19 protein-coding genes are annotated in these 21,291 nt (G+C 52.8%); 8 read left to right on the forward strand and 11 right to left on the reverse strand.

The genetic code is table 11. The annotated features are described in order from the left end of the window. Positions 1 to 102: 102 nt before the first annotated feature. Both mobB and mobA read right to left on the reverse strand, forming a co-directional pair. Entirely contained in the window at positions 103 to 606 is a 504-nt protein-coding gene (gene mobB, locus QMG44_RS21955) for a molybdopterin-guanine dinucleotide biosynthesis protein MobB (protein WP_086533043.1), read from the reverse strand. Next, on the reverse strand, positions 603 to 1,187 hold the full coding sequence (gene mobA / locus QMG44_RS21960; RefSeq protein WP_086533042.1) for a molybdenum cofactor guanylyltransferase MobA: 585 nt from the start codon (positions 1,185 to 1,187) through the stop codon (positions 603 to 605). Before mobA ends, mobB begins: the two co-directional genes overlap by 4 nt. A gap of 68 nt (positions 1,188 to 1,255) precedes the next feature. On the opposite strand from mobA, the gene QMG44_RS21965 reads away from it, so the two are divergent. The 3 genes from QMG44_RS21965 to dsbA all read left to right on the forward strand — a co-directional run bounded on the left by QMG44_RS21965 (position 1,256) and on the right by dsbA (position 3,238). Beyond that, positions 1,256 to 1,525: a YihD family protein gene (locus QMG44_RS21965; RefSeq protein ID WP_010436801.1), complete on the forward strand. Its 270-nt coding sequence runs from the start codon at positions 1,256 to 1,258 to the stop codon at positions 1,523 to 1,525. A 75-nt stretch (positions 1,526 to 1,600) separates the two neighbouring features. After that, positions 1,601 to 2,587: a serine/threonine protein kinase gene (locus QMG44_RS21970; protein WP_020883991.1), complete on the forward strand. Its 987-nt coding sequence runs from the start codon at positions 1,601 to 1,603 to the stop codon at positions 2,585 to 2,587. A gap of 27 nt (positions 2,588 to 2,614) precedes the next feature. Then, entirely contained in the window at positions 2,615 to 3,238 is a 624-nt protein-coding gene (gene dsbA, locus QMG44_RS21975; protein ID WP_020883990.1) for a thiol:disulfide interchange protein DsbA, read from the forward strand. 24 nt (positions 3,239 to 3,262) lie between these two features. Here the strand turns inward: dsbA and QMG44_RS21980 are convergent, their stop codons facing one another. Then, positions 3,263 to 4,114: an acyltransferase gene (locus QMG44_RS21980; RefSeq protein ID WP_232937915.1), complete on the reverse strand. Its 852-nt coding sequence runs from the start codon at positions 4,112 to 4,114 to the stop codon at positions 3,263 to 3,265. Between QMG44_RS21980 and QMG44_RS21985 the strand changes: the two genes are divergently transcribed. Both QMG44_RS21985 and polA read left to right on the forward strand, forming a co-directional pair. Further along, a complete protein-coding gene (locus QMG44_RS21985; RefSeq protein ID WP_232937917.1) occupies positions 4,011 to 4,289 on the forward strand; it encodes a hypothetical protein in 279 nt (92 codons plus the stop codon). The genes QMG44_RS21980 and QMG44_RS21985 overlap by 104 nt on opposite strands. Positions 4,290 to 4,611: 322 nt before the next feature. Next, positions 4,612 to 7,404: a DNA polymerase I gene (gene polA / locus QMG44_RS21990; protein ID WP_086533041.1), complete on the forward strand. Its 2,793-nt coding sequence runs from the start codon at positions 4,612 to 4,614 to the stop codon at positions 7,402 to 7,404. A gap of 312 nt (positions 7,405 to 7,716) precedes the next feature. On the opposite strand, the gene yihA is transcribed toward polA, so the two are convergent. Further along, positions 7,717 to 8,346 (reverse strand): ribosome biogenesis GTP-binding protein YihA/YsxC, encoded by a 630-nt coding sequence (gene yihA, locus QMG44_RS21995; RefSeq protein WP_086533040.1) that lies wholly within the window; start codon positions 8,344 to 8,346, stop codon positions 7,717 to 7,719. Positions 8,347 to 8,924: 578 nt separating this feature from the next. On the opposite strand from yihA, the gene yihI reads away from it, so the two are divergent. Next, complete coding sequence (gene yihI / locus QMG44_RS22000) at positions 8,925 to 9,440, forward strand: Der GTPase-activating protein YihI (protein ID WP_020883987.1); 516 nt, start codon at positions 8,925 to 8,927, stop codon at positions 9,438 to 9,440. A gap of 188 nt (positions 9,441 to 9,628) precedes the next feature. Beyond that, a complete protein-coding gene (gene hemN / locus QMG44_RS22005) occupies positions 9,629 to 11,002 on the forward strand; it encodes an oxygen-independent coproporphyrinogen III oxidase (RefSeq protein ID WP_050737758.1) in 1,374 nt (457 codons plus the stop codon). A 64-nt stretch (positions 11,003 to 11,066) separates the two neighbouring features. Here the strand turns inward: hemN and QMG44_RS22010 are convergent, their stop codons facing one another. From QMG44_RS22010 to glnA, 4 genes are all read right to left on the reverse strand, one after another. Continuing rightward, positions 11,067 to 11,177 (reverse strand): YshB family small membrane protein, encoded by a 111-nt coding sequence (locus QMG44_RS22010; protein WP_032670298.1) that lies wholly within the window; start codon positions 11,175 to 11,177, stop codon positions 11,067 to 11,069. A gap of 110 nt (positions 11,178 to 11,287) precedes the next feature. Beyond that, a complete protein-coding gene (gene glnG, locus QMG44_RS22015) occupies positions 11,288 to 12,700 on the reverse strand; it encodes a nitrogen regulation protein NR(I) (RefSeq protein WP_020883985.1) in 1,413 nt (470 codons plus the stop codon). Positions 12,701 to 12,711: 11 nt separating this feature from the next. Next, complete coding sequence (glnL, locus tag QMG44_RS22020) at positions 12,712 to 13,761, reverse strand: nitrogen regulation protein NR(II) (protein ID WP_014172250.1); 1,050 nt, start codon at positions 13,759 to 13,761, stop codon at positions 12,712 to 12,714. Positions 13,762 to 13,946: 185 nt separating this feature from the next. After that, complete coding sequence (glnA, locus tag QMG44_RS22025; protein WP_014172249.1) at positions 13,947 to 15,356, reverse strand: glutamate--ammonia ligase; 1,410 nt, start codon at positions 15,354 to 15,356, stop codon at positions 13,947 to 13,949. A gap of 387 nt (positions 15,357 to 15,743) precedes the next feature. Here glnA and typA point away from each other — a divergent pair, with 387 nt between their 5' ends. Beyond that, positions 15,744 to 17,567 carry a ribosome-dependent GTPase TypA gene (gene typA, locus QMG44_RS22030; protein WP_014172248.1) on the forward strand — a complete coding sequence of 608 codons (1,824 nt, stop codon included), beginning with the start codon at positions 15,744 to 15,746 and terminating at the stop codon, positions 17,565 to 17,567. Between the two features lie 83 nt (positions 17,568 to 17,650). On the opposite strand, the gene ompL is transcribed toward typA, so the two are convergent. The 3 genes from ompL to QMG44_RS22045 form a co-directional block, all read right to left on the reverse strand. Then, the gene (ompL, locus tag QMG44_RS22035; RefSeq protein ID WP_086533039.1) at positions 17,651 to 18,337 is read right to left on the reverse strand and encodes a porin OmpL; all 687 of its coding nucleotides are present in this window, start codon (positions 18,335 to 18,337) and stop codon (positions 17,651 to 17,653) included. Positions 18,338 to 18,411: 74 nt separating this feature from the next. After that, on the reverse strand, positions 18,412 to 19,836 hold the full coding sequence (locus QMG44_RS22040; RefSeq protein WP_020883983.1) for an MFS transporter: 1,425 nt from the start codon (positions 19,834 to 19,836) through the stop codon (positions 18,412 to 18,414). Positions 19,837 to 19,879: 43 nt separating this feature from the next. Beyond that, positions 19,880 to 21,262 carry an MFS transporter gene (locus QMG44_RS22045; protein WP_020883982.1) on the reverse strand — a complete coding sequence of 461 codons (1,383 nt, stop codon included), beginning with the start codon at positions 21,260 to 21,262 and terminating at the stop codon, positions 19,880 to 19,882. Positions 21,263 to 21,291: the final 29 nt, after the last annotated feature.

The following is a 21,291-nucleotide window of genomic DNA, read 5'->3' on the forward strand; positions in this document are numbered from 1 at the left end:
CCCATGTGAGAGTAGGGAACTGCCAGGCATCAATTAAAAGAACCCCGTACCGTATGGTGCGGGGTTTTTTGCTTTGGTTCTTTCCCGCCACCGGAGACGGCATCAGACAGCACACCAATTCAAAATAAACGCGGCGATCTCCTCAACGTTATTCAAATCCAGTACCGGTACCTCCAGATCCAGGGCTACGTCACTGGCGACTGCAATCACATGCTCATCGAGCGTCAGTTCGTGAACATCATGCCCGGCATGGCTTCTGAACAGCAGGATCTTTGCCACCGCGTCATGCTTAAACCCCTCAACCAGCACCAGATCCAGAGTAGAGTGATCCATCCGACTAACCAGATACATGAGATCCAGCGGCGCTTCATCCGGTGTTTCAGTCATCAATGCCCAGCGCTGATCACTCGCCACCATCGTTTGGGCTGCTCCCGCCTTACGCAGCTCATAGCTGTCTTTTCCCGGCTTATCGACATCCATATTGTGATGCGTATGCTTAATTAATCCGGGGCGAATACCTTTAGCGCAAAGCGCAGGGATCAGTTTTTTCAGCAGCGTCGTTTTCCCGGTACCACTCCAGGCTGAAATGGCCAAAACAGGTATCATTTTTTCTCCTGCATCATCTGCAAATCTTCTGTGGTATTGACGTTCATAAACGCCGATTTCAGATCGCTAAAATCGACGGGATGGCCGCCTGACTGGCGCATAAAAGCCATCACCCTGCGCTCTCCTGCCGTCAGGTACTCCTGTAACGCCGTAACTAACGAACGGTGGATCAACGCAACAGCAGGGTGGTCACGCTCACCATCATGGGCCCAGACAACGGGTGCGCTACCACGAAGCCGTACCATGCGTTCGACAAGACAAGACGGAATAAACGGGGTATCACACGGACAGAAGATAAACCACTCTCCGTGCGACTGCTGCATAACCGAAAGCATACCGGCCAGCGGCCCGGGGTAATTCTCCTGGGTATCCTCGTAAACGGGATACCCGCTACGCTGATAAACATCTCTATGCCTGTTAGCGCTGATGGCCATTGTCATGACCTGGTCCGCAAGCGTATCAGCGACATGCTGCCAGAGTGGCTTACCGTTAAGGAGCTGAAGACCTTTATCTTTCCCCCCCATTCGGGTTGCCTTGCCACCCGCCAGAACAACGCCGATTATTTGCTGGCCATGATTCATGAATATCGCCTCTTTTATTGTGGGATTGACCCTGCTAACGTGTCACTCTCAATGAAAGGAGCACCACCATGAAATGTAAACGTCTGAATGAAGTCATTGAACTCCTCCAGCCGGCCTGGCAAAAAGAGCCAGAGCTTAATCTGATGCAATTTTTACAGAAACTGGCGAAAGAGTCAGGTTTTGACGGCGAACTGACAGACCTTTCTGACGATATCCTGATCTACCATCTCAAAATGCGCGACTCTGCCAAAGACGCTGTTATTCCTGGTATTCAGAAAGATTATGAGGAAGATTTTAAAACCGCGTTGCTGCGCGCACGTGGCGTAATTAAAGAGTAAAAGCTTGTAAGCGGCGGCACCGAAATCGCCACAAGATGATATCCTGAATCATTCGTATAATTTCCGGATGATCGGATGAACGACCAGGCTTTTACTTTCCAGACATTACACCCGGATACCATTATGGATGCGCTGTTTGAACAGGGTATTCGGGTGGATTCCGGGCTAACCCCCTTAAATAGCTACGAAAACCGCGTCTATCAGTTTCAGGACGAGGATCGTCAGCGCTTCGTCGTAAAGTTCTATCGCCCTCAACGTTGGTCCGCAGAACAAATTCAGGAAGAGCACCAGTTTGCTCACGATCTGCTGGATGATGATGTTCCCGTTGCCGCGCCGCTTAAATTTAATAACCAAACGCTGCTCACCCACGAAGGGTTTTACTACGCCGTATTCCCAAGCCTGGGGGGCCGCCAGTTTGAAGCGGATAATATCGATCAGATGGAGTGGGTTGCCCGATATCTGGGACGCATTCACCAGACGGGACGCAAAGAAGACTTTATTGCCCGTCCGACAATCGGTATTCAGGAATACCTGCTTGAACCTCGTCAGGTATTTGAAACCTCGGCGCTAATCCCCAAAGCACTTAAGGATAATTTCCTCAACGCGACCGATAAACTTATTGATGCGGTGAAAACCTGCTGGCGCGATGATATTTCCGTTCTGCGTCTGCATGGCGATTGTCACGCTGGTAATATTCTCTGGCGTGATGGCCCGCTGTTCGTCGATCTCGATGATGCACGTATGGGGCCAGCGGTTCAGGACCTGTGGATGCTGCTCAATGGCGATAAAGCTGAGCAACGGATGCAGCTTGAAACGATTATTGAGGCCTATGAAGAGTTTAGCCCTTTTAATTCAGACGAAATTGTCCTGATTGAACCTTTACGCGCGATGCGTTTTGTTTATTATCTCGCATGGTTAATCAGGCGTTGGGACGATCCTGCATTTCCCCGTAATTTCCCGTGGCTTACCGGAGAGGATTACTGGCGCAGCCAGATATCCACATTTACTGAGCAGGTTAAGGTTCTTAAGGAGCCCCCTCTGCAATTAACGCCGATGTATTAATTGGACACACCCAGGAGAGAGTTAATCATGAAAAAAATTTGGCTGGCGCTGGCAGGTATGATTCTGGCATTTAGCGCTTCTGCTGCGCAGTTTACCGACGGCAAACAGTATACGACGCTGGAAAAACCAGTCGCTGGCGAGCCACAGGTTCTGGAGTTCTTCTCGTTCTATTGCCCACATTGCTATCAGTTCGAGCAGGTGCTGCATGTTTCCGATAACGTGAAGAAAAAGCTGCCAGAAGGCACCAAAATGACCAAGTATCACGTTGAGTTCCTGGGCCCATTGGGTAAAGACCTGACTCAGGCGTGGGCGGTAGCTATCGCGCTGGGCGTGGAAGATAAGATCACTGCACCAATGTTTGAAGCAGTCCAGAAAACCCAGACAGTTCAGACGACTGCAGATATCCGTAAAGTCTTCGTGGATGCCGGTGTGAAAGGTGAAGAATACGACGCGGCATGGAACAGCTTTGTGGTGAAATCTCTGGTAGCCCAGCAGGAAAAAGCCGCCGCAGACCTTCAGCTGCAGGGCGTTCCGGCGATGTATGTTAACGGCAAATATCAGCTGAACACGCAGGGCATGGACACCAGCAGCATGGATATCTTCGTACAGCAGTACGCGGATACCGTGAAATATCTGGTCGAGAAGAAGTAAGATCAATAAAGAAAAAAACGCCGGTCACTGACCGGCGTTTTTGTATGAAGATTTAATCTTTTCTATCTGTTCATCTTTCTCATTCCAGAGCGTATTCAGCCAACGCTGGAAAAGACGTTTGAAATTCTTATCGTTAACGTAATCCCCGTGCAACCCGTCATCAACCGGCACCAGCTCGATGCGTACAACGATCCGCGTCAGCTTGCCGCTGAGCATATCGAAGAAGGGTGTCCTGTCGTTTTCCGGATAGCAGAGCGTGACGTTGAGTAATTTATCGAACTGCGCGCCCAACACGTTAAGCGCCATCGCAATGCCCGCAGCCTTGGGCGGCAGCAGGTGCTGATAAGGAGAGCGAGTTTGTTGACGCTTCTCTTCCGTAAAGCGCGAGCCTTCCACGAAGTTCACAATGGTTGTCGGATGCGCGCGAAATTTTTCGCAGGAACGGCGCGTGGTTTCCACATCTTTACCACGACGCTCCGGATGACGAAGCAAATAGCTGCGCGAATAGCGTTTCATAAACGGCATATCAAGCGCCCAGCAGGCCAGACCGATAAAAGGCACCCAGGCGAGCTGCTGTTTCAGGAAGTATTTGTTCATCGGGATATGTTTGCGGAAAAGCACGCATAACACCACGATGTCTGCCCAGCTGTGGTGGTTGCAGATAAGCAGGTACCAGTTCTTTTTGTTGAGGCCTTCAAGCCCTTCCACATCCCACTTCAGGTGTGGGTTCAGGTACAACAGGAACGCCAGTCCTTCACACCAGCAGTACATCATGAAATTACAAAATGCGGATACGGCTCGCCATACCACGGGCACGGGCAGCAGCAACTTAATGATGCCGGCAATAATGATCGGCACAGAACAGGCGACAGTCACCAGAATAGTTAAAAAGATGCTTAAAGGTAATGTTATTGCTGCGAGCAATCTCGACATGATGAGCTTTTTCAGATGGTTAGCTGTAAGTGAGCGGCCGGCTATCCGGTGCAGGGCGCTGATTTTATCAGAAATCAGACAAAATAAGGGTGCTTTCATGCCAGGCGTTGCGGGATAACGCCCGGGAGCAGAAGATTTCGCTATAACGGCATGCGGCCCTGGGCTTATATCCACATAGACTAAATTGTCATCAATTGGCCATAAAGATCAAATGAAACATAATAACTCTATGATATATAGCATCTATTTATTATGAGGTATGTACTTTTAGCGTCTGTTATTCCTGTGACGTAAAAGTATGCACAAACTTATCCACAGATTTATTTTTGCGAGCGATCCTCACGATCGCAAAATCTTTTCCTGTATCTGGCGCTAATAACTGATGTTTTCATCCTTCTGTGGCATCCTTTACGCATAAATTGATTAAAGGCACGGACATTATGGTTCAGATCCCAGAAAACCCTCTTATTCTCGTCGACGGCTCTTCTTACCTGTATCGGGCGTATCATGCGTTTCCTCCTCTGACCAATAGCGCAGGGGAACCTACCGGCGCAATGTACGGCGTGCTAAACATGCTGCGCAGCCTGATTCTTCAGTACCAGCCAACCCATGCGGCAGTGGTGTTTGATGCGAAAGGTAAAACCTTCCGCGACGAGCTTTTTGAGCATTACAAATCTCACCGTCCGCCAATGCCTGACGATCTGCGTGCGCAGATTGAACCGCTGCACGCGATGGTAAAAGCGATGGGCTTGCCGCTGCTGGCCGTCTCTGGGGTCGAAGCCGATGACGTAATAGGCACGCTGGCACGTGAAGCAGAAAAAATGGGTCGTCCGGTACTGATCAGTACTGGGGATAAAGATATGGCGCAGCTGGTAACGCCAGGTATCACCCTGATTAACACCATGACCAACACCATCCTGGGGCCTGAAGAGGTGGTCACAAAATATGGCGTGCCGCCAGAGCTGATTATCGACTTCCTCGCGCTGATGGGCGACTCCTCGGATAACATCCCTGGTGTACCTGGCGTGGGTGAAAAGACCGCCCAGGCACTGCTTCAGGGATTGGGCGGGCTGGATACGCTGTACGCGGAGCCGGACAAAATCGCCGGGCTCTCCTTCCGTGGTGCAAAAACCATGGCCGGAAAGCTGGAAGAGAACAAAGAGGTGGCTTATCTCTCCTATAAGCTGGCAACCATTAAAACCGATGTTGAACTGGAACTGGGTTGTGAGCAGCTGGAAGTGCAGCAGCCTTCCGCAGACGAACTGCTAAGCCTGTTTAAGAAATACGAATTCAAGCGCTGGACCACTGACGTGGAAGCCGGTAAATGGCTGCAGGCAAAAGGGGCCAAACCGGCCGCTAAGCCAAAGGAGACGATTGTCGTTGATGCCGAAGAGCGGGCAGAAGAAGAGGCCATCGCGCTCTCTTTCGACAATTACGAAACCCTCCTTGAAGAGTCACAGCTGGTGGCGTGGATTGAGAAGCTCAAAAAAGCGCCGTTCTTTGCCTTCGATACGGAAACCGACAGCCTCGATAACATCTCGGCCAATATGGTCGGCCTGTCATTTGCGACGGAGCCGGGAATGGCGGCCTATGTGCCCGTTGCGCATGATTACCTCGATGCACCTGATCAAATCCCGCGTGAGCGTGTGCTGGAGCTGCTGAAGCCGATTCTGGAAGATGACAAGGCGCTTAAGGTTGGGCAAAACCTCAAATATGATCGCGGCATTCTGCAAAACTATGGCATTGAGCTGCGCGGCATTGCGTTCGATACCATGCTGGAATCTTACATTCTCGACAGCGTGGCGGGTCGTCATGATATGGACTCCTTATCCGACCGTTGGCTCAAGCATAAGACCATTACCTTTGAAGAGATTGCCGGAAAAGGTAAAAACCAGCTCACCTTCAATCAGATTGCCCTGGAAGAAGCGGGTCGCTACGCGGCCGAAGACGCCGATGTCACGCTGCAACTGCACCTGAAGATGTGGCCAAAACTGCAGAAGCACGAAGGTCCGCTGAACGTGTTCCAGCACATTGAGATGCCGCTGGTACCTGTGCTCTCGCGCATTGAGCGCAACGGCGTAAAAATTGATCCGACGGTGCTGCATAATCACTCTGGAGAACTGGCGCAGCGGTTGACCGAGCTTGAGCAGAAGGCGCATGAGCTTGCCGGCGAACCGTTTAACCTTTCGTCTCCGAAACAGCTTCAGACCATCCTGTTTGAAAAACAGGGAATTAAGCCGCTGAAGAAAACCCCTGGCGGCGCGCCATCAACGTCTGAAGAAGTGCTTGAGGAACTGGCGCTGGATTACCCGCTGCCAAAAGTGATTCTCCAGTACCGTGGTCTGGCGAAGCTGAAGTCTACCTATACCGATAAACTGCCGTTGATGATCAACCCTAAAACGGGCCGCGTGCATACCTCGTATCATCAGGCTGTGGCGGCGACCGGTCGTCTCTCTTCGACCGATCCCAACCTGCAGAACATCCCGGTACGCAATGAAGAAGGCCGTCGTATCCGTCAGGCGTTTATCGCGCCAGACGACTACCTGATCGTCTCGGCCGACTACTCGCAAATTGAGCTGCGTATTATGGCGCACCTGTCACGCGACAAGGGGCTGCTGACAGCCTTTGCGGAAGGAAAGGATATCCACCGTGCAACGGCGGCTGAAGTCTTTGGGCTGCCGCTGGACAGCGTGACTCACGAGCAACGTCGCAGTGCGAAGGCGATCAACTTCGGTCTGATCTACGGCATGAGCGCCTTTGGCCTTTCGCGCCAGCTCAACATTCCGCGTAAAGAGTCGCAGAAGTATATGGATCTCTACTTCGAGCGTTATCCGGGCGTGCTGGAATATATGGAACGCACCCGCGCACAGGCGAAGGAGAAAGGCTACGTCGAAACCCTGGATGGCCGTCGCCTTTATCTGCCGGACATCAAATCAAGCAACGCCGCGCGTCGTGCCGGTGCAGAACGTGCTGCCATCAACGCCCCGATGCAGGGGACGGCGGCAGACATTATTAAGCGCGCGATGATCGCGGTTGATGCCTGGCTGGAAAAAGAGAAGCCACGCGTGAAGATGATCATGCAGGTACACGATGAACTGGTATTCGAAGTCCACAAAGATGATCTGGACGCCGTGTCGAAGAAGATCCACGAACTGATGGAAAGCAGCATGACCCTTGACGTGCCGTTGCTGGTGGAAGTGGGCAGCGGTGAAAACTGGGATCAAGCTCACTAAGGGTTCTGCCAATAACGCGCTTTTTATGTAAGTTAGCAACATAACAAAGTGCGTTTTGTGACGATCATTAGAATTCCCTATGTAAAGAATGAAAAAAAACTACAAAAAGTGCTTTTTCTACAGCAAAAAAAGGGGTAGAGTTATTCGCGTAGGGTACAGAGGTAAGATGTTCTATCTTTCAGACCTTTTACTTCACGTAATCGGATTTGGCTGAATATTTTAGCCGCCCCAGTCAGTAATGACTGGGGCGTTTTTTATTGCGGCAAAGAAAAATCCAGGCAAAAAAAAGCGCGGACATCGCCGCGCTCGGTATTACTCTTCTTCCGCTTCCGTCGCGGGTTCCAGCTCGTTGAACCAGCTATCGAGCTTCTGACGCAGCTTGTCGACACCCTGCTTTTTCAGCGAGGAGAACGGCTCTACCTGTACGTCGCCGTTAAAAGCCAGCATCGCTTCGCGAACCATATTCACCTGCGCTTTACGCGCGCCGCTCGCCAGCTTATCCGCTTTAGTCAGCAGTACCAGCACGGCTATCTCACTTGAGACAGCCCAGTCGATCATCTGCTGATCGAGATCTTTCAGGGGATGGCGGATATCCATCAGCACCACTAGTCCTTTCAGGCACTGGCGTTTTTCCAGGTATTCACCCAGCGCGCGCTGCCATTTGATCTTCATCTCTTCCGGTACTTGCGCGTAACCATATCCCGGTAAGTCGACCAGGCGTTTGCCTTCTGCCACTTCAAACAGGTTAATCAGCTGAGTACGGCCAGGTGTTTTTGAGGTACGCGCCAGGCTCTTCTGATTGGTCAGCGTATTCAGGGCGCTGGATTTGCCCGCGTTAGAGCGGCCAGCAAAAGCCACTTCAATGCCAGTATCAGAAGGAAGGTGGCGGATATCGGGCGCACTGGTGACAAAATGCGTCTGTTGGTAGTTCCAGGTAGTCACGTGGTCGTCTCCAAAATCGTAATCTGAGGGGGATTATACCTGAATGCCGGCAAAAGACTTTTTTGATTGCAAAGTGCCTGTAGGTTAAAACCCTGGCGGTTGTGAGAGATCGGCTATGAATACTATGGGAGATTTCAGAGAATTCGCAGGCGTTAAAAAAGCCAAATTGTTTTAAATCATAAGCTTATTCTCGGGTAATTATCTGAAAATCCGTTTTTGTGCCGTTTCGTTGCTTGTCAGTTTAACTGAACAGGGTAAAGTATGCGTCAGGGCGAGGAAGCCAACAGGAAACAGACTTAAGGATTAGGGTCAGGAGCGCCAGGAGGCGAAGACGCAGGATTGTCAGGATGACCAACGCCTGGAGGCGTTTTAACAGGAAACGGAACCGTATCACGGACGGTATTAGCCAAGGGATAAACAGGGTTTGTTGTTGGCAAACACGGAATGTCTGACCCGTTAAGGGTTGTGAGTCAGGAAAAAAGGCGACAGATTGCTCTGTCGCCTTTTTTCTTTGCTTGCTTTCTGCTAGATTTCGCCGCAATTCTATACTGAAGAAAACGACTTAAAGATAAAACATCATGAAAAAACCGACCTCCGCTGCGGGCGCTAAACGCCCTGCAAAAGCACACCGCAAAACGCGCGAAGAACTGAACCAGGAATCGCGCGATCGCAAACGCGATAAAAAACATCGCGGTCATGCTGCGGGTAGCCGTGCAAACGGTGGTGATGCTTCTGGCGCTTCTGCGAAAAACAAGCAGCAGAAAGACCCACGTATTGGCAGTAAAACACCTGTTCCACTGGGCGTGACAGACACCCCGGTCACTAAGCAGCACAAACCAAAGAGCGAGAAACCTATGCTTTCACCGCAGGCTGAGCTGGATTTGCTGGAGAACGATGAGCGCCTGGACGCGCTGCTGGAACGTCTTGAAGAGGGTGAAACCCTGACCGCCGAAGAGCAGTCATGGGTTGATGCCAAACTGGACCGCATTGATGAGCTGATGCAGAAGCTGGGTCTGTCTTACGAGGATGACGAAGACGAAGAAGAAGACGAAAAGCAGGAAGATATGATGCGTCTTCTGAAGGGTGGAAACTAACATTTGCATCCGGCAGGGACGATAGTCCTGCTAATAACCCTTCCGGTTATATGTTATCTGGTGTGGTTATTCGTTAAACTACGGCGGTTGTCGCGGCGACAGAAGTGGCTGCGCACCCGAGTGATGGCCCGAGATGGGACCAGAACGGGCCGCCGTATGCGAACGCGACACCAACGGAAGGAGTGAGCATGTCTGTACCAACTATCGACTGGGATTTGGCCCTAATCCAGAAATATAACTATTCCGGGCCGCGTTATACGTCATACCCCACCGCGCTGGAGTTCTCCGATAGTTTCGGCGAGGCGGCGTTTCAGCAGGCTGTCGCGCGCTACCCCGAGCGACCGCTGTCGCTCTATGTCCATATTCCGTTCTGCCACAAGCTCTGCTACTTCTGCGGCTGCAATAAAATCGTTACCCGTCAGCAGCATAAAGCCGATCAGTATCTGGATGCGCTGGAGCAGGAAATTCTGCACCGTGCCCCGCTGTTTGCCGGCCGTCACGTCAGCCAGCTTCACTGGGGTGGGGGGACGCCAACGTATCTGAATAAAGCGCAGATCAGCCGTTTAATGACGCTCCTGCGCAACAACTTCCGTTTTAACGACGATGCTGAAATCTCGATCGAGGTCGATCCGCGCGAAATTGAGCTGGATGTACTGGATCACTTACGCGCTGAAGGTTTCAATCGCCTGAGCATGGGTGTTCAGGATTTCAACAAAGAGGTGCAGCGGCTGGTGAACCGTGAGCAGGATGAAGAGTTTATCTTTGCCTTACTCAACCACGCCCGCGATATCGGCTTTACATCGACCAATATCGACCTGATTTACGGCCTGCCTAAGCAAACGCCGGAGAGCTTCGCCTTCACGCTGAAACGCGTGGCCGAACTCAACCCGGACCGCCTGAGCGTCTTTAACTATGCGCATCTGCCGACGCTGTTTGCCGCTCAGCGCAAAATCAAAGATGCCGACCTGCCTTCTGCCCAACAGAAGCTGGATATTTTGCAGGAAACCATCGCCTCGCTGACCGAAGCCGGTTATCAGTTCATCGGCATGGATCACTTTGCTCGTCCGGATGACGAGCTGGCTATTGCCCAGCGCGAAGGCGTACTGCACCGAAATTTCCAGGGATACACCACCCAGGGCGACACCGATTTGCTGGGGATGGGCGTCTCCGCCATCAGCATGATCGGTGACTGCTACGCGCAGAACCAGAAAGAGCTGAAGCTTTACTATCAGCAGGTAGATGACGCGGGCAACGCGCTGTGGCGCGGTATCGCGTTAACGCGCGATGACTGCATCCGTCGTGACGTGATTAAGGCGCTCATCTGTAACTTCCGTCTTGATTTCAGCGAGGTGGAAGCGCAGTGGGATCTGCATTTCAGCGATTACTTTGCTGATGACCTGAAGCTGTTAGCGCCTCTGGCAAAAGATGGGCTGGTGGATGTTTCAGAACGTGCAATTGACGTGACACCCAAAGGGCGCCTGTTGATTCGTAATATCTGCATGTGCTTCGACGCCTATCTGCGTCAGAAAGCGCGTCTGCAGCAGTTCTCACGCGTCATTTAAGACGTGCCAACATATTTGGCCGGGTAAGGCGAAGCCGCTACCCGGCTTTTTTGTTAGCGACTCTCTAGCTAAACAGCCCAACCAGCGCCGCGCACAGCACAGCAGCAACGGCTGTTTGTGGCGTGTGGCTTTCAGCTGCTCCACTTGAGAGCATATTCACTAATGTTTCCAGCATGATGATCACCCTCACTTTCCGGGCACGATCATACAAAAATCATTGATACAGTAAAGCGCAAAATAGCAGCAATTTGCGCTCAATTAATAACCTTTACACAAGGGTAAAGATCACTCCATGCCAAGCTCTTTCAGCTTACGCGTCAGGGTATTACGTCCCCATCCCAGCAGGCGTGCCGCTTCCTGCTTATGGCCCTGTGTATGGCGGAGTGCGGTGGTCAACAGCGTGCGCTCCATCTCGGGCTGGGCTTCAGACAGCAAGTTTTGATGACCGGAACGCAGCGCGCGATCGGCCCACTGTGCCAGCAGCGTCGCCCAGCTGTCCGGCAATGCATGTCCGGTGCTGCTTTCTGGCGCAGTCGCTTCAAACAGTTCAGCCGGTAAATCCTGAATCAGGACTTCCTGTCCGGCGGCCATTACGGTCAACCAGCGACAGGTGTTTTCCAGCTGACGCACGTTGCCCGGCCACGCCAGGCGGGTGAGGGCGGCATCGGTTTCCGGGTGCAACTGCTTGGCTTCCACGCCCAGCTCACGGGCAGCGACCTGCAGAAAATGACGCGCCAGGCGGGGAATATCTTCACGGCGTTCACGTAGCGGTGGCAAATGAACGCGGATCACGTTCAGGCGATGGAATAAATCCTCACGGAATTTACCTTCCTGGACGCGCTGCTCCAGATTCTGGTGCGTCGCGGCAATAATGCGTACATCGACCTTCACCGGCGCATAGCCACCTACGCGATAAAACTGTCCGTCGGCCAACACGCGCAGCAGACGGGTCTGGACATCCAGCGGCATATCGCCGATTTCATCCAGAAAGAGTGTTCCACCATCAGCCTGCTCGAAGCGACCCTGGCGAATGGTATTCGCGCCGGTAAAAGCCCCTTTCTCATGGCCAAACAGTTCGGATTCAATTAAATCCTTTGGGATGGCGGCCATATTCAGGGCGATAAACGGTGCTTTTGCCCGCGGGCTGTGGCGATGTAAGGCATGCGCTACCAGCTCTTTACCGGTTCCCGATTCACCGTTAATCAGTACGCTGATGGACGAGCGTGACAGACGGCCAATGATACGAAACACATCCTGCATGGCCGGCGCTTCGCCAATGATGTCCGTCGTGGGCCCGAAGTCAGGCGTGTGACGAGGCTGCTGCTGCTCCTGGTAGTGGCTGATCGCGCGCTCAACCAGGGCGACCGCTTCGTCGATATCAAACGGTTTGGGCAGGTAATCGAACGCCCCTTGCTGATAGGCGCTCACCGCGGCGTCCAGGTCGGAATGCGCCGTCATTATGATGACCGGAAGCATAGGATGGCGTTGTTTGATCTGCTTTAAAAGCGCCAGCCCGTCCATTCCCGGCATGCGAATATCCGAAAGCAGCACATCCGGCGTTTTGGTGGTGAGTGCGTCGAGCACTTCGCTGCCGCTCTCAAACGTCGTGCAGCTTAATCCTGCCCCTGTGAGCGCGCGTTCAAGCACCCAACGGATGGAGCTATCGTCATCGACTACCCAGACTATCCCTCGTTGCATAAACGTCACCTTTATTTTTTAATCGGCAGGAAAACCGAAAACTCGGTATGTCCCGGCCAACTGGTAAATTCAATTTTTCCAGAGTGTTGATCGATCAAACTACGGGCAATGGATAACCCCAGGCCGGTACCGCCTTCGCGACCGCTGACCATCGGGTAGAACAGGGTGTCCTGAAGATGCGACGGAATACCCGGCCCGTTGTCCTCAACGTCGATGCGGGCAGCCAGACGATAGCGCACGCCGTGCAGTGTGAGCTGGAACGCGGTGCGGGTGCGCAAAATAATTTCGCCCCCTTCCGGCCCCAGTGCCTGCAGGGCATTACGCACAATATTCAGCAAGACCTGCTCAATCTGATCCGGGTCGTGCGCCAGTTCCGGCAGGCTTGGGTCGTAATCACGGACCAGCGTGACGTTCTCCGGCAGCTCCATTGAGACGAGTTTCACAACCCGCTCAGCCACTTTATGAATACTTTCTGAAACATGCATGCCGGGCTGTTGCGGCCCGAGCAGACGGTCAACCAGGTTACGCAGGCGGTCTGCCTGCTCAATGATGACGTTGGTGTACTCCGCCAGCGCAGGGTCGGGCAGCGCTTTGGTCAGGAGTTGTGCCGCACCGCGTAAGCCACCCAGCGGGTTCTTGATTTCATGCGCCAGGCCTCGCACCAGGTCACGGGCGGCAATTTGCTGGGCATGCTGAAGTTGCTCCTGGCTCAGGCGGCGCTGATTATCCATAGGCGCCATTTCAAGCAGGATCAGTCCTTCAGGAAGCCGTTGTGCGGTAAGCGATAAAATATGTGAGCGCCCGTCGATCACCAGCGTGACTTCGTTATCGGTAAAGCCCTGACCGGCCTGCAGACTTTCCTGCATCAGGCCAATATTCAGCGAGAAATAGCTCAATAATTCCGGAAGCGGGGTGCCAAACAGTTTGCGTGAGCTCTGGGCGAGCAGCTGCTGCGCCGCCGGGTTGGCGTAATGTACGGCCAGCTCGTCGTCGACCAGCAAAATACTGTTAATCAAAGAATTGAGGATCTGCCCAGCATCGGGCAGCGTGCCAGTTGCCATTCAGCAGTCTCCTGGAGTTGGTTGCACTAATTTAGTGCAGTATAGCTTTTTCGTCGTAAAAAGCGCGTGAGATCAGTTTGTTGGTGGAGAAAAAAGCCCATCCGGAGATGGGCTGAAAGTTTCCACGGCAACAAATAAAAGCTTGTGAGATCGCGCGTAAAAGGGCGCGCGAAACTCATTGAAACTTAAACGCTGTAGTACAGTTCGAACTCAACCGGGTGTGGCGTCATACGCACACGGTCGTTCTCTTCAGTACGCAGGGCGATGTAAGCATCGATAGCGTCGTCAGTGAACACGCCACCTGCAGTCAGGAACTCGCGGTCTGCGTCCAGCGCCTGCAGGGCTTCTTCCAGAGAGCCTGCAACCTGTGGGATCTCTTTCGCTTCTTCTGGCGGCAGGTCGTACAGGTTTTTGTCCATGGCTTCGCCTGGGTGGATCTTGTTCTTGATACCGTCCAGACCCGCCATCAGCAGTGCTGCGAAGCACAGGTATGGGTTAGCAGCTGGATCCGGGAAGCGAACTTCGATACGACGCGCTTTAGGAGACGCTACCACAGGTATACGGATAGAAGCAGAACGGTTACGCGCAGAGTACGCCAGCATTACCGGTGCTTCGTAGCCTGGGACCAGACGCTTGTAGGAGTTAGTGGTTGGGTTCGCCAGGGCGTTGATCGCTTTAGCGTGTTTGATTACGCCGCCAATGTAATACAGAGCCTGCTCAGACAGACCGGCATATTTGTCGCCAGAGAACAGGTTGGTTCCGTTCTTGGACAGAGACATGTGGCAGTGCATACCGGAACCGTTATCGCCAAACATTGGTTTTGGCATGAAGGTCGCGGTTTTACCGAAACGGTGCGCAACGTTGTGCACAACGTATTTGTAGATCTGAATTTCGTCTGCTTTTTTGGTCATGGTGTTGAAGCGGGTTGCCACTTCGTTCTGACCCGCAGTCGCCACTTCGTGGTGGTGAGCTTCAACCACCAGGCCCATCTCTTCCATCACCAGACACATGGTGGAACGGATGTCCTGAGCGGAGTCGACCGGAGGAACCGGGAAGTAACCGCCTTTAACGCCAGGACGGTGACCTTTGTTACCACCTTCGTATTTGGTGGAGGAGTTCCATGCACCTTCGATATCGTCGATGGCAACGTGGGAGCCAGAAATAGAGGCACCGAAACGGATGTCATCAAACAGGAAGAATTCTGGCTCTGGCCCGAACAGTACGGTGTCTGCGATACCGGTTGAACGCAGGTACTCTTCAGCGCGTTTCGCGATGGAGCGTGGGTCGCGGTCGTAGCCCTGCAGTGTGCCTGGCTCGAGGATGTCGCAACGGATGATCAGGGTTGGTTCTTCGAAGAACGGATCAATGACCGCAGTGGAAGCGTCAGGCATCAGAACCATGTCAGATTCGTTGATACCTTTCCAGCCGCCAATGGAGGAGCCGTCAAACATTTTGCCTTCTTCAAAGAATTCGGCGTTTACCTGATGAGCAGGAATAGTGACGTGCTGTTCTTTACCTTTGGTATCGGTGAAGCGCAGATCAACAAACTTCACTTCATGTTCGTTCAGCATCGTCAAAACGTGTTCAGCGGACATACTTAACTCTCCAGATTGGTCATTGTCGTCGTGGTAACGAGGTCTTCAATTTCTGTCTTGGGCTGGCTGTGTGCCATTTTTTTGCCGTATTTTTATAAAGCGAAATCTGTGCCAACTTTTAAAACACCCCAAAAAGGCGTTATCATGCGCACCATAGTGCAAAAGTGCTGCACCACAATGGTTATGTTGCACCAGTATAGTGCTTCAGTGTGAACACTGAGCACCATATTGGTGCAATTTTCGTTAAAGTGCCCTTTTTACGCTCCGTGAAAGCGATCACAAAGCATCTCTGCAATACTTGTTTGCGGGGGATGTTTGTGATCCTGTTTTGTAGTGCGATTAATCCGTGTACAATAACGCGCTATTTCTAATGCCTGAGGCAAAGTTGTGATCGAAAATTTGCGTAACATCGCCATCATCGCGCACGTCGACCATGGTAAAACCACCCTGGTTGATAAGCTGCTGCAGCAGTCCGGTACGTTTGATGCTCGTGCCGAAACTCAAGAGCGTGTGATGGACTCCAACGATTTGGAGAAAGAGCGTGGGATTACTATCCTCGCGAAAAACACCGCTATCAAATGGAATGACTACCGTATCAACATCGTTGATACCCCAGGGCACGCCGACTTCGGTGGTGAAGTTGAGCGCGTGATGTCCATGGTGGATTCCGTGCTGCTGGTAGTTGACGCATTTGACGGCCCAATGCCGCAAACGCGCTTCGTGACCAAAAAAGCATTTGCCCATGGCCTGAAACCTATTGTTGTTATCAACAAGGTTGACCGTCCGGGCGCGCGTCCTGACTGGGTTGTTGATCAGGTGTTCGACCTGTTCGTTAACCTCGACGCGACCGACGAGCAGCTGGACTTCCCTATCATTTACGCTTCGGCGCTGAATGGTATCGCGGGTCTGGATCACGAAAATATGGCGGAAGACATGACTCCGCTGTATCAGGCGATTGTCGATCACGTACCGGCTCCGGATGTTGATCTTGATGGTCCGTTGCAGATGCAGATCTCCCAGCTGGACTACAACAACTACGTTGGCGTTATCGGTATCGGCCGCATCAAACGCGGTAAAGTGAAGCCGAACCAGCAGGTTACTATCATCGATAGCGAAGGCAAAACCCGTAATGGTAAAGTGGGCAAAGTGCTGACTCACCTGGGTCTGGAGCGTATCGACAGCGAACTGGCTGAAGCAGGCGACATCATCGCGATTACCGGTCTGGGCGAGCTGAACATCTCTGACACCATCTGCGACCCGCAGAATGTGGAAGCGCTGCCAGCCCTGTCCGTTGATGAACCAACGGTAACCATGTTCTTCAACGTCAACACCTCTCCGTTCTGTGGCAAAGAAGGTAAATTCGTTACCTCTCGTCAGATCCTTGACCGCCTGAACAAAGAGCTGGTGCACAACGTTGCGCTGCGCGTTGAAGAAACTCAGGATGCTGACGCATTCCGCGTTTCTGGTCGTGGTGAGCTGCACCTGTCTGTTCTGATCGAAAACATGCGTCGTGAAGGTTTCGAAATGGCGGTTTCCCGTCCGAAAGTTATCTTCCGCGAAATCGACGGTCGTAAACAAGAGCCGTTCGAGAACGTAACGCTGGACGTTGAAGAGCAGCATCAGGGTTCTGTTATGCAGGCTCTGGGTGAGCGTAAAGGCGACCTGAAAAACATGAATCCAGATGGTAAAGGCCGCGTACGTCTCGACTACGTGATCCCAAGCCGTGGTCTGATCGGTTTCCGTTCAGAGTTCATGACCATGACGTCCGGTACCGGTCTGCTGTACTCCACCTTCAGCCACTACGACGACGTTCGTCCGGGTGAAGTTGGCCAGCGTAACAACGGCGTTCTGATCTCCAACGGTCAGGGTAAAGCGGTTGCGTTTGCGCTGTTCGGTCTGCAGGATCGCGGTAAGCTGTTCCTGGGTCACGGTGCTGAAGTTTATGAAGGCCAGATCATCGGTATTCACAGTCGTTCTAACGACCTGACTGTAAACTGCCTGACCGGTAAGAAACTGACCAACATGCGTGCGTCCGGTACTGACGAAGCAACGGTTCTGGTTCCACCGATCAAGATGACCCTGGAGCAAGCTCTGGAGTTCATCGATGACGACGAACTGGTAGAAGTGACCCCACTGTCTATCCGTATCCGTAAACGTCACCTGACCGAGAACGATCGTAAACGTGCAATGCGCGGTGCGAAAGAAGAGTAATACGGTCAATCCGTAGGCCGGGTAAGCGCATGCGCCACCCGGCACGTAAAAAGCCGCTGAGCGATCAGCGGCTTTTTTTATTATCAGAACGAATACCTTAACCCCAGGCGGATACGGTACTGCTCGCGATTGTAATCATTCCATCTGTCCAGCCACTGAAGCTCAAGATAGGGCAGCCAGTTTTTATCGATTTTATAGCTAAATTTGTGGGTGATTTCCCAGTGATGGTCTTTGCCATTTTTGCTGTGGTAATCGTTCACGCGCTGGAAAAAATGCGGTTCAAAGGTATAGAAAAACGCATCCGTGACCTTGAAATTCCAGTAGTTAGCGAATTCGTGAGTGTCGTTTTTATCCATCTGGCCGTTGTAGTCCGGCGTATCGTAATTGTTGTGGTTATAGCGATAACGGAAGGTCAGGTTAAACCAGTCGAGAAATTTATAATTGGTATCCAGATAGATAGCGCCTCCGGACCCGGCGCTGCTGTCATTCAGTAAACCGCCAGGCTGAAAGGTGAGTTTATCGGTCGGTCTAAAAAGCGGATACCACCCTTCAATTTCGTTATAGCTGTGCTTAAGCTCGTCCCATTTGCCCACGTTATAGGCGTTAGTGAACATCAGCCCCGCGCCGTTATCGAAGTTATAGCCGGCACGCAGGATCACTTCGTGCAGTTCAGAGGCCGTATTATAGGCTTCGCGCGTTTCGACATAGGCACCGGCAACTGCCGAGCAGGACACAGACGACACAACCAGTGCAGTAACGATTCTTTTCATAATCAGTCCATGTATGAGGTACAGAAAGGCCCCCCTCCTGTTACACAGGAAGGGAATCAGGGCCGGATTTATTGTTATAAAGTGACTGCTGACGCTTTATTGTTGGTGGTTAACTCAGGGGGTTTTGCGGGTTGTTTTTTCCGTTTTCCAATCTCCTCAATAATAAAGGCGAAGCGTGCTTCGTTGAGTTTATAAAAGAGTCCCATGGTTATCGCGGCAACGATCGCCAGGCCGCACGGCCAGAGAAAAATTAGCTGACGGAGCCCCAGTAGCGTGCCCGCACTCTGCACGGCGTGTGGAATGTAGCCAATCTGCGTCAACATAATGCCCGGCAGGAAACCGGCGAGGGCGGCGGAGATTTTGCGTGAGAAGGTATAACCGGTATAAACCGACCCTTCGGCGCGAATGCCTGTTTTCCACTCGCCATAATCCACGGTATCGGGCACCAGCGCCCAGTTGAGGCTGTTTACGAATGCCGTACCGAAAAAGGCCATGCAGGAAAAGAGCACAAAGAGCAGGGAGCTGGTTCCCCAGAGGAAGTTCATCACGTCGCCCACGGCCCACAGCGTCAGCCCGCCAAGGTAGACCGGCTTCTTGCCGAAGCGCTTAACCGCGCCCGGCACCAGAAACACGCCAACCAGAATGCAGCCCATACTGAAAAAACCCATCCACGACAGCAGATGCAGATCGTTTAGCACGTACTGGGTGTAGTAGACCTGAATCGCCAGTTTGATATTAAACGCGGCGAGGGTGCAGAGGTTGGCGATACACAACACCAGCAACGGCGGGTTGCGGAAAATGGCACAGAAGGATTTCAGGATGCCAGGCTTATGATGATCGGGCGTGACCTCCACATAGCGCTCTTTCACACCGCTGTAGCACCACCACATGCAGAACAGACCGCCGGTGACGAACACCAGTGCGGCCACCAGATAGCCGAGGGAGGGCTGGCTGACAAACAGCGCCTGGATTGGCATAAACCCTACGGTGCAGAGCAATAACCCAACCGTTGCGCCGCCCTGGCGCCAGGCCGCAAGCTGCGCCCGCTCGTTCGGATTTTTAGTGATGGCGGGAACCATCGCGCCGTAAGAGCAGTTCATCAGGCTATAACAGAGGCCAAACATCATGAAGAGCAGGGTGGCGATAGCGGTTTTCACCGTCAGGCTAAAATCGGTGGCCACAAACTGCGCCGTGGCCACCAGGGCAACCGGCACCGAGGCATAAAGAATAAACGGCCTGAATTTGCCTCTGGCACCGATGTTACGCCGCGAATCCAGCAACACCCCGGTCAGCATGTCGGTGAATGCGGTAAAGAACTTCGCCACCAGGAAAATAATGCCGCCATAAAAAGCGGGCATGCCCAGTTCATCAGTATAAAACTTCAGCAGATACAGCGTGCCAATACAGAGCATCAGGTTAGAGCCAAAATCGCCCATCCCGTAGGCGCACTTTTCGCGCAGGCTCAGCTTCAGGGTTAACGGATCACTCTTGTGTGTCATGGTCGATCCTCACAGCGCCCCGCAGGGCGCTCTCTCAAGTCAGTTATGCTGTACGTTTGCGCAGTTCAATTTCTTCCACGATGCGCACATACATCTTCTCGTTGAGGTTGTAGAAACAGCCCATCGCCACGATGGTGATGACGGCCAGCAGACTGGGGTAGATAAATATCAGCTGCCGCAGCCCTTCAACCGTTCCGGCGGATTGCACCACGTTTGGCACATAGCCGATTTGCGTGAGCATGATGCCGGGGAAGAAGCCGGCCAGCGCCTGTGAGACCTTCCGAAAGAAGGTAAAGCCGGTATAGACCGTCCCTTCGGATCGCACGCCGGTGCGCCATTCGCCGTACTCCACGGTATCGGACACCAGCGCCCAGTTGAGGCTGTTCACGAAGGCTGAGCCGAAGAAGGCCAGACAGGAGAACGCCACAAAGCTCACCGAACCACCGCCAAAGAAGTAGTTGAGCAGGTCGCCTGCCACCCAAATCAGCAGCCCGCTGATATAGACCTTTTTCTTGCCGAAGCGACGCACCGCGCCGGGCATCATAAAGACGCCGATAAAAATGCAGCCCATGCTGAAAAAGCCCATGTAGGACAACAGAATAGGGTCGTTCAGCACGTACTGCGTGTAGTAAACCTGAATGGCGAGCTTGACGTTAAAGGCCCCCAGCGTGCACAGGTTGGCGATGCAGAGAATAAATAGCGGTCGGTTACCGGCGATGGCGCGAAACGACTGCAGCAGGCCGGGCTTCTGGGCTGGATTGGCGGGCTGCATTTCAACGTAACGCTCGGTCACGCCCTTATAGCACCACCACATAAAGAACAGCCCGAACAGCGAGAAGAGGGTCGCGGCAAAGATATACCCAAGCTGGTCATTGCCTTCAATCAGGTTCATTACCGGCACAAACCCGACGGTACAGAGCAGCAGGCCAAGCGTGGCGCCGCCCTGACGCCAGGCGGCCAGCGAAGCGCGCTCGTCCGGGTTTTTGGTAATGGCCGGCACCATCGCACCGTAGGAGCAGTTCATCATGCTGAAGAACAGGCCGTAAAGCATGAACAGCACGGTCGCCATCACCGTTTTGCCGGTGATTTCAAACGGCGTGCCGACAAAGTTTGCGATGGCCAGTAACGTCACCGGGAACGCCGCATACAGCACGAACGGGCGGAATTTGCCCTTAGGACCGATCTTGCGTCGGGAATCGAGCATGATACCCGTGCCCATATCGGTGAAGGCGGTGAAGAACTTGGCAATCAGGAAGATGATCCCGCCGTAGGTACCAGGCAGGCCAAGAACGTCGGTGTAGAACTTCAGCAGATACAACGTGCCGATATCCAGAAGGATGTTAGAGCCGAGATCGCCCATCCCGTAGGCGAGTTTCTCTTTAAACGGCAGGCGTAGCGTTGCCGGATCGGAAGCGTGTTGACGCATTATTGTTCTCCATCTGCCCGCAGGTTTCC

The organism is Enterobacter sp. 200527-13 (assembly GCF_027924865.1).
Lineage (GTDB): Bacteria > Pseudomonadota > Gammaproteobacteria > Enterobacterales > Enterobacteriaceae > Enterobacter > Enterobacter ludwigii.

Coding starts and splice junctions, on each gene's coding strand:
- mobB (WP_086533043.1), bottom strand. CDS start 606: ATGATACCTGTTTTGGCCATTTCAGCCTGGAGTGGTACCGGGAAAACG.
- mobA (WP_086533042.1), bottom strand. CDS start 1,187: ATGAATCATGGCCAGCAAATAATCGGCGTTGTTCTGGCGGGTGGCAAG.
- QMG44_RS21965 (WP_010436801.1), top strand. CDS start 1,256: ATGAAATGTAAACGTCTGAATGAAGTCATTGAACTCCTCCAGCCGGCC.
- QMG44_RS21970 (WP_020883991.1), top strand. CDS start 1,601: ATGAACGACCAGGCTTTTACTTTCCAGACATTACACCCGGATACCATT.
- dsbA (WP_020883990.1), top strand. CDS start 2,615: ATGAAAAAAATTTGGCTGGCGCTGGCAGGTATGATTCTGGCATTTAGC.
- QMG44_RS21985 (WP_232937917.1), top strand. CDS start 4,011: ATGAAATTACAAAATGCGGATACGGCTCGCCATACCACGGGCACGGGC.
- polA (WP_086533041.1), top strand. CDS start 4,612: ATGGTTCAGATCCCAGAAAACCCTCTTATTCTCGTCGACGGCTCTTCT.
- yihI (WP_020883987.1), top strand. CDS start 8,925: ATGAAAAAACCGACCTCCGCTGCGGGCGCTAAACGCCCTGCAAAAGCA.
- hemN (WP_050737758.1), top strand. CDS start 9,629: ATGTCTGTACCAACTATCGACTGGGATTTGGCCCTAATCCAGAAATAT.
- QMG44_RS22010 (WP_032670298.1), bottom strand. CDS start 11,177: ATGCTGGAAACATTAGTGAATATGCTCTCAAGTGGAGCAGCTGAAAGC.
- glnG (WP_020883985.1), bottom strand. CDS start 12,700: ATGCAACGAGGGATAGTCTGGGTAGTCGATGACGATAGCTCCATCCGT.
- glnL (WP_014172250.1), bottom strand. CDS start 13,761: ATGGCAACTGGCACGCTGCCCGATGCTGGGCAGATCCTCAATTCTTTG.
- glnA (WP_014172249.1), bottom strand. CDS start 15,356: ATGTCCGCTGAACACGTTTTGACGATGCTGAACGAACATGAAGTGAAG.
- ompL (WP_086533039.1), bottom strand. CDS start 18,337: ATGAAAAGAATCGTTACTGCACTGGTTGTGTCGTCTGTGTCCTGCTCG.
- QMG44_RS22040 (WP_020883983.1), bottom strand. CDS start 19,836: ATGACACACAAGAGTGATCCGTTAACCCTGAAGCTGAGCCTGCGCGAA.
- QMG44_RS22045 (WP_020883982.1), bottom strand. CDS start 21,262: ATGCGTCAACACGCTTCCGATCCGGCAACGCTACGCCTGCCGTTTAAA.